This is a genomic window from Indolivaga alginatilytica, assembly GCF_003201355.1.
In the GTDB taxonomy this organism is placed as follows: domain Bacteria; phylum Bacteroidota; class Bacteroidia; order Bacteroidales; family Dysgonomonadaceae; genus Dysgonomonas_A; species Dysgonomonas_A alginatilytica.
Genome location: NZ_QICL01000059.1, coordinates 1 through 7,407, shown reverse-complemented (window position 1 = coordinate 7,407; position 7,407 = coordinate 1). Strand labels below are relative to the sequence as shown.

Here is a 7,407-nt window from a genome sequence, read left to right as displayed (position 1 = left end):
ATTTTGAATTATACAATTGGTTCTATTTGCCATAAATCCCGAATACAAAAATGAAATAGTAGGATTAAATAATAATCGGTTATAAATACGATCAGACTCCCCACAAGGCAGGGAGATTCAGCTACATCCTAAATCCCCTTTTTGGTTTCGGATTCTCACTTTTCCTATTGTCCTCCCCCTGCTGCTTCTCCGTCTTTTTTACTTCCGAATGATCCAACTTGCCAATATAAATCCGATCCCGATTCGCATCGATTACCTCTTTCAGGCTCATCGGCTCTCCTGAACGGACATTCGAAATAGTAGGGATGGGACTTACCGGCTGTTGGATTTCGGATTTTGAAGTCTCGTGTATTTTGGGAGCTATCTGCTCGACAGGAACAGCTTCGTCTTTGGTGGAAAGCGTCAGATTAATCTGTCTATTGAGCGAATCCAACTGCGATTTGAGCTCTTTCAACTCGGGTTCTTTCTTAAAAGTAGTTCCCATAATTTCTTTGAGAATCGGCAAATCCTTTTCCAGCTTTCTGTTATCCGATTGGTATTTCTCAATCAGATTGGGTATTTTATCCAAGGCATTTAAGAAGTTTCTGGAAGCCAGTATCGGATCGGTGGCAATATGCCCGTTATTGTAATTGTACTTGATACTGCCTTCTCCTTCGATAAAGAAACGGTTGTCTTTGAAGATCGAGCCTTCCTTTTGGCTTTCTTCGGTCTTAACAAGGATTTTGAAACCGTACAATTCCCCGACTTTGAAATATTCCCCGTTGGTTCGGGCATTATCGGCCAGGTGGTTCAACTTTTCTCCGATTACTTTCGGATCGCTGCTATCGAGGTTATCCAGTTTGATAGGATTGAGCTTATTGCCGTCTTTATCGACTTGCATTTTCTCACTCAAAATGGTTAGGTCTTTGGTCATGCGACTGACCATTTCATTGTTGCTGTCAATGCTCCGTGTGGCATCCTCAAATTTGTAGATGGATGAAGACTTGCTTCGGTTAAAGGCTTGCCGTTCGCTCTCCAAAGCGGTTATTTTCTTCTCCAACTTCGCCTTTTCCAATAGATCGGTATTGCCCGAAAGTATCGCCACATACTCCGAGAAATTCATGCCTGAACTTTCATCCATACTGCCCTCGTCAATCGTCCGGCTACCCATGCTATTGGTCTTTAGTTGATTAATAAATAGCTGCTTATTTTGTAATAGGTTGAACTTATAGGAATCGAGACTTTTTTCTACCGCATAAATCAATACATCGACCTTGTTATCGGCGAATTCTTTGGCTATTTCATTGCCCTTACGAACAGCTCTTCCATCCCGCTGCTCCAGATCGCTTGGTCGCCACGGCAAATCGACATGATGGATACAAACGGCTCTTTTCTGGGCGTTTACGCCTGTTCCGAGCATACTTGTCGAACCGAATATAATACGTATCCGCCCCTCATTCATCGCCTCTATCATTGCCTTTCTTGCATTATCGGTTTTGGCTTCCTGTATAAAGCGTATCTCGTGGGCAGGGATGTTGTGGTCTTCAACCAGCTTTCGCTTGATCTCACTGTAAGGTGTCCATTCGTTGGGTTTGTATGTTCCCAAATCGGAAAATACAAATTGCGTACCCTTCTGTGCATCGTACTTGTTGTAATACTCCGCTATCTTAGCCGCACAATGCGAGGCTTTGTTATCGATATGGTCTCCGTAAGCCGGGTCTATCATCCGCATATCCAAGGACATCTTACGGGCATAGTCGGTTGCTATCAGCATCTTTGCCCTTTCTTCTTTTTCGGTCAGTTTTTCTCTGCCTAAGATGGTGGCATCGCCTGTCTCTGCAAATTTCATCAGTTTGCCAATAAATATTTCCTGTTGTGGTGTCGGTGGAATATTGTATAAAATTTCATTCTTTTCGGGCCGGTCAATACCGATGCCTTTGGCAGTACGAAAATCACAGATTTCACTGTAAAAGGAACTCAACTCGGGGACTTTGATAAAATATCGGAAACGCTCTTTCTGTACAATCTGATTGGTAACGGAAAACTCATAGTCGGTCGTCTTTTTTGCAAAAACGGCTGCCCAAGCGTCAAAGGAATTGATATTCTGTCTTTCGAGTTCTTTGGGTCGAAGGTATTTAAACAAGAGGTATAACTCGGTTAGCGAGTTACTGATGGTTGTTCCCGACAGGAATGTTGCTCCCAAATCCTTGTCTCGCCTTTCCTGTATGGTGCGGATGGCAAAGAGCATATTCAAGGCTCGCTGGCTGCCTTCGGGATTACCCAAGCCTGCCACACGGTCGTGACGGGTGGTAAAGGTCAGGTTCTTAAATTGGTGACTCTCGTCTACAAACAAATGGTCGATGCCCATCATCTTAAAATCTACCACATCGTCCGTTCGGTTTTTAATCGAGTCGGCAACAACGCTTAGTTTTACTTCTAAGTTTTGTTTACGTTTCTCTAAACCTCGAAGCATCATTCTCGAAACGTCTTTGCCCTGATTACGCAAGACATTGAGGTTCTCTTCTACCGAATCCAATTCGGCTGTAAATATCTGTTGCTGCATTTCAGGGGATTGGGGTATCTTACCGAACTGGTCATGTGTTAATATTACGGCATCCCACGAGTTGTTCTTTATATCATTGAAGATCTTTACCCGTTTGTCGGGTGTAAAATCTTCCTTGCCGGGATAGAGTATTTTGGCATCGGGATAAGCCGTTTTAAAAGTGGCTGCTATCTCGTGTACATTGGCTTTGAGTCCGACAATCATCGGTTTATTGGCTTGTCCCAAACGTTTCATCTCATAAGCGGCACAGCACATAATCAGTGTTTTGCCTGCCCCCACCTCGTGATCCCCGATGCCTCCGCCGTTTTGCTTGAGCATCCAGATGCAGTCTTTTTGCGACTGGTATAAGTCGGGAATACCCAACCCTTTTAAGTCCAATCCGGGAAAGCTTTGGTGCGAACCGTCGTATTGAGGACGTACAAAACAGTTAAACTTGCGGTTATAGGTGTCGGTGAGTTTATCTTTAAACTCGGATGATTGTTCGTGCAGCCAGTCGGTAAAACCGTTGCGGATTTCATCGATTTTGCTGTTCGCTAATTGTATGGCTTCGCCGTCAGGTACTTTTACACTTTTGGTTTCGCCGGTCTCTTTATCGGTTGCCTGTATCGTCTTTGTAATAGCGGGTGTTGTATTGAGCAAGGCGTTTTTCAAGAGATGGATACCGTTGTATGTCCTGCCTTCTCCTTTAACGGCAAACTTTTCGTTAATGAGTACATTGCTCTTGTCTGATTTGACGGTATAGTCATCCCGTGAGGCATAGTAATCAATGGTAACATCGGCTTCAAAGAGTTTTTTTGCATAGTCTTGGTAGATTGCCGGACTGATCCACCTTTCCCCGAGATTGAAATCAAGTTCTTCAAACCGGATGGGTTGTGGAATGGCTTCCTGTAAGGTTTTCAATGATTCCTGAGAACGTAAATCATCGGGATGGTTTAGCACATAACGCTCAATAGCTTCGGATTTTTCGATTACATTGCCTGCAATAAAGCGATCCGAGACTTCGTAGTTTTGTACCAATGGGTTGAAGTAGATGCGTCCGTGCAGATCCGAAATGATTTCTTCCTGTCCTTTTCCTGTATTGTCCATTAGCGACTGCATATAATCCAAACGGACTTCGCCATATTTATTCAGGGATGCGATCAGGGCTTCGTCGGAAGTACCTGCGACTTTCAGCTCATTGGGATTGAAAGCTACAGGGCCATGAAATATATCGGCTTTGACCACCTCACCCCGTCCCTCTCCAACGGGAGAGGGGGAAAGGGCTGACGCTGAAAATCGTTCCAGCGAGAGTATTTCTTTTCCTCCGGCATCCATTTTGATGACATCGAGGTTTTTCTTGTCATTGAGATTACCGAAACGCCTGACAAAGTTATCGTAGACGAGGTTCAGAGTACCTCTCAATGATTCGTGAACTTCCAAATGTTTCGCTTCGTGATTGTATAACTCGTGGTAGGTATCCCGAATTTCGATATAGCGGCTGATTTTCGATCGCTGACCAAAGTGTAAGTCCAGAGGTTGAAACCGGGATTCGTCTTTATACCTGTTTTTCAGATAACCGATTTGCCCTTCGTCTTCGACCAAGGAGCCTTCTTTATGGTGTTCTCTTAATTCGCCACTAAATGCACGGAGGTCAAAGGAGGCTTTTACTACCTCACCCCGACCTTCTCCAAGAGGAGAGGGAGTTTGAGCTTCCGATGTTTTGGACGTGGCTTCTTTATTTTGAGAATCGATTGCTTTGTCTGATTTTTTATTATTTCCATTTGAAAATAAATTGAGCTGCATGGGTTTACCCGATGGGGACTGCTGTTTCTTATTTCCTTTTTTTGACTTTATCTGGCTCCGTTCTTCTTGTGAAAATCCAAATAAGTCATAAAGGTTCATAACCGGTTCAGTCGAAACATTTAACTCAACGACTTCTCCCTGTCTCCTTTCAAAGGCGGGGGCAGTTGTTTCAGATACGTTTATATCAGAAACGTTTATATCTGCTGATTTGGGTTCGACTATCTCGTGTTCTTCGGTTTTTGAGTGCAGATGTTGTTCCGATTGTTCTTGCTTAACAGCCTGTTGATTGTACAATTCCAAATTTAGGTTGGCTTTTAAATCACTTCGTAGCATCTGCCCCATATAATCGGCAATGCCATCGATACCTCCTTCGTGGATAAAGACTTGTGCGGGCTTGCCATAAGGATCGGTAGCGAGAGCTGTTTTTGTTTGTACCACCCTGCCGAGGTTATAGAAGTAATCGTTGTTGTATATTCCTGTCTCTTCCGATTTGGTACTGGTTACAAAAAGTTCTTCCCAAAGATTCAACGGTTTGTCTTTTCCCGTATTCTTTTGTAAGACAATCAAATCACTGCCTACCTCTGTGCCTGCGTTTTCGGTAAACAGGTTGTTGGGCAACCGTATTGCCGATACCAGATTGGTATTGTCCATCAGCCATTGGCGTATGGGTTCGTTAGCGGGCGAGTTCATTACCCCTTGCGAGGTAATAAATGCCATCAATCCGCCTTCACGCAGTGTTTCGACTCCTTTGACAAAGAAATAGTTGTGGATGGCTTTTGTTGACTCCCGATGCAGTTGGTCCTGTTTCATAAAGGCGGCATCGAATACGCTCATTTCTCCGAACGGGATATTGGAGGTCGCTACATCAAAATAATTGTTGTACCTGCTTTCGATCGTCTCAAAGCCTTCGACTTTGATTTTATCATTGGGTCGGATATGCGAAAGCATCTTACCTGTCAGCAGGTCTTTTTCAAAACAGATCGCTTCACTATTTGCATTTGCAGCTGTTTGAGTGAAAGCATTGGCAAACTCACCCATACCTGCTGAAGGATCGAGGAAACGGGTGGGTGTTATTCCACTTTCATGCAAGGCATCGGCAATCGTTTGTACGACTTCGGGCGGTGTATAGAAAGCCGTCAGCACCGAATTCTTGATGCTGCCCATGTATTGCCTGTACTCCTGTTCGGATGATGTATTATCCCTGATTACTCGGTGCAGTTCGGCTACCATGGGGAAGAGTTCCAACTCCGACTTTGCCCATTGGGCTGTATCAGATAAGCTATTAGCCGGACTCAGGACACATTTAAGCCCTCCGAATCCCGAGTATCGTTTCAGTACGCCTTGCTCTTCTTCTGTAGCCGGTCTTTTTTCCTTGTCCAAAACAAAAGCAATTTTAATGGCTTCAATGTTGGCTCTCAAGTGAGCCTTCTTGTTATAGCTCATTTTCTTCCAGCCAAATGTCAATACATCCTGTCAGTTCGGTATAGAGCAGATTGTATTCCTCAGAACCTAAATACTCATCCGTGAGATTATAGTTAGCGAAAATTTCTTCGCATTCAGACTGGATTCTGCTCGCAAGCTCTTTTGCTTCACTTTGAGGAACTGTATCGGCAAACTCATTCCAAAGAATATTGACCAGCGTGTCGTGTCTGGAGAAATGAAGACCGAGAAACAAGACTTCGTTTGCCAGCTCTTCGGCCTGGTTGGGTAACATTCCGTTTTTGATTGCGTTGGAATAGGTTTCGGCGGCTTCTTCCGCCCTTGTCTTGATAAAATTGGTATCTGATCCCAGTTGGGGATGGCTTTCTTTGAGAAAGGAAAGCAGGGATAGTTCGTAATAGGACAGTTGTTGGGTATTTGATGTATTTTTAGTTGTTTTCATCTTGATACGTTATTTGCGGTCACAGACCGGTTTATTAATACTATTATTGGCGATATGCTAAATCGAATTAACTAGCTAAACAGCCTTTCGGAAATATTTTCTACATTTGTTGTTCTTCCAACTTGTTCATTTGTTGTTTGCTCTATTATGTTGCGAAACGTAGCGGGTTAGACGTTGAATAATTGGGATAATTAGTGAGGCACTTGGGAGGGATACCCAAGTGCCGTGCTAGTTAAGGTCTGCGACCTTAAAAGTGAAACTTGATTTTAAAATCCCCGTCTAACGTCAATGCCGCATCAAAGCGTTTGCCGGTCTTGCTCTTAAAGCCTTTGAGTACGCCTGTCTGTTTGCCCGTCAGTAAGAGATGGATGACATCATTGGATAACTTCTTTCCGCAGATTATAGAGAAGAGTACCAGATCACACGCCGGATCGGAACATTTCACGACTTTGGGATAGAAATTCACAGGAACGGCTTTGCATTTGGGACAGGTCAGAATCTCCTGTTTGGGTAAATCGAGCTTTACCTGCAAAAGTTCGGTGGTTATCTGTTCGGTATAGACTTCGATTCCTTTTGTAAAATTACCGGCAACGACTTCGCCCGACTCGATCTTTGCAAAAGCCTCTTCCCACATACCGGTCATTTCGACATCGGCGATGCGTTTGTCTTTAACGGCACGATAGACCGCCAACCCTTTTTCGGTCGGAACAAGGCATTTTTTATCTCTGGTCATATAATCCCGATTGAACAGTGTTTCGATAATGGATGCTCGGGTGGCGGGTGTTCCGATGCCACAGGTTTGGAGTGCCAATCGCTGTTCTTCGCTTTCGAGTTCTTTGGCTGCCGTCTCCATCGCTCCCAACAAGCTTGCTTCGGTATGCAGGGGTTTGGGTTTGGTAAGTTTTTCCAACAGTTGAAACTGACTGACGGTTAATTCCTGTCCCTTGATTAATGGCGGTAATTCACGGTCTTCTTCCTTCTCTTTGTTCGGGTCTGATTTCTCGTGGAATACATCCCGCCAGCCTTGTTCTTTGGTAACTGCTCCTTTGACCTGATACAGGATTCCCTGACAGTTCAGGGTAACTGTGGTTATGTCTTTGATACAAGCCCCTGAAAAGGCTTCGAGCATCCGTCCGGCTATCAGGTCGTATATCTTGCGTTCATCGTAGTTCAAGGTTTGGGGCAGGCAATCGGTGATTAA

3 protein-coding genes are annotated in these 7,407 nt (G+C 44.2%); all 3 read right to left on the bottom strand.

The window, feature by feature from the left end:
* Window positions 1-121: 121 nt before the first annotated feature.
* A complete protein-coding gene (locus CLV62_RS21295; RefSeq protein WP_110312782.1) occupies window positions 122-5,767 on the bottom strand; it encodes an N-6 DNA methylase in 5,646 nt (1,881 codons plus the stop codon).
* Entirely contained in the window at window positions 5,757-6,206 is a 450-nt protein-coding gene (locus CLV62_RS21290) for a DUF1896 family protein (RefSeq protein ID WP_110312781.1), read from the bottom strand. Before CLV62_RS21290 ends, CLV62_RS21295 begins: the two co-directional genes overlap by 11 nt.
* Window positions 6,207-6,453: 247 nt before the next feature.
* Window positions 6,454-7,407: DNA topoisomerase (locus CLV62_RS21285; RefSeq protein ID WP_221409271.1), on the bottom strand; the 954-nt coding region annotated here is incomplete at its 5' end.

Coding starts and splice junctions, on each gene's coding strand:
- CLV62_RS21295 (WP_110312782.1), bottom strand. CDS start 5,767: ATGAGCTATAACAAGAAGGCTCACTTGAGAGCCAACATTGAAGCCATT.
- CLV62_RS21290 (WP_110312781.1), bottom strand. CDS start 6,206: ATGAAAACAACTAAAAATACATCAAATACCCAACAACTGTCCTATTAC.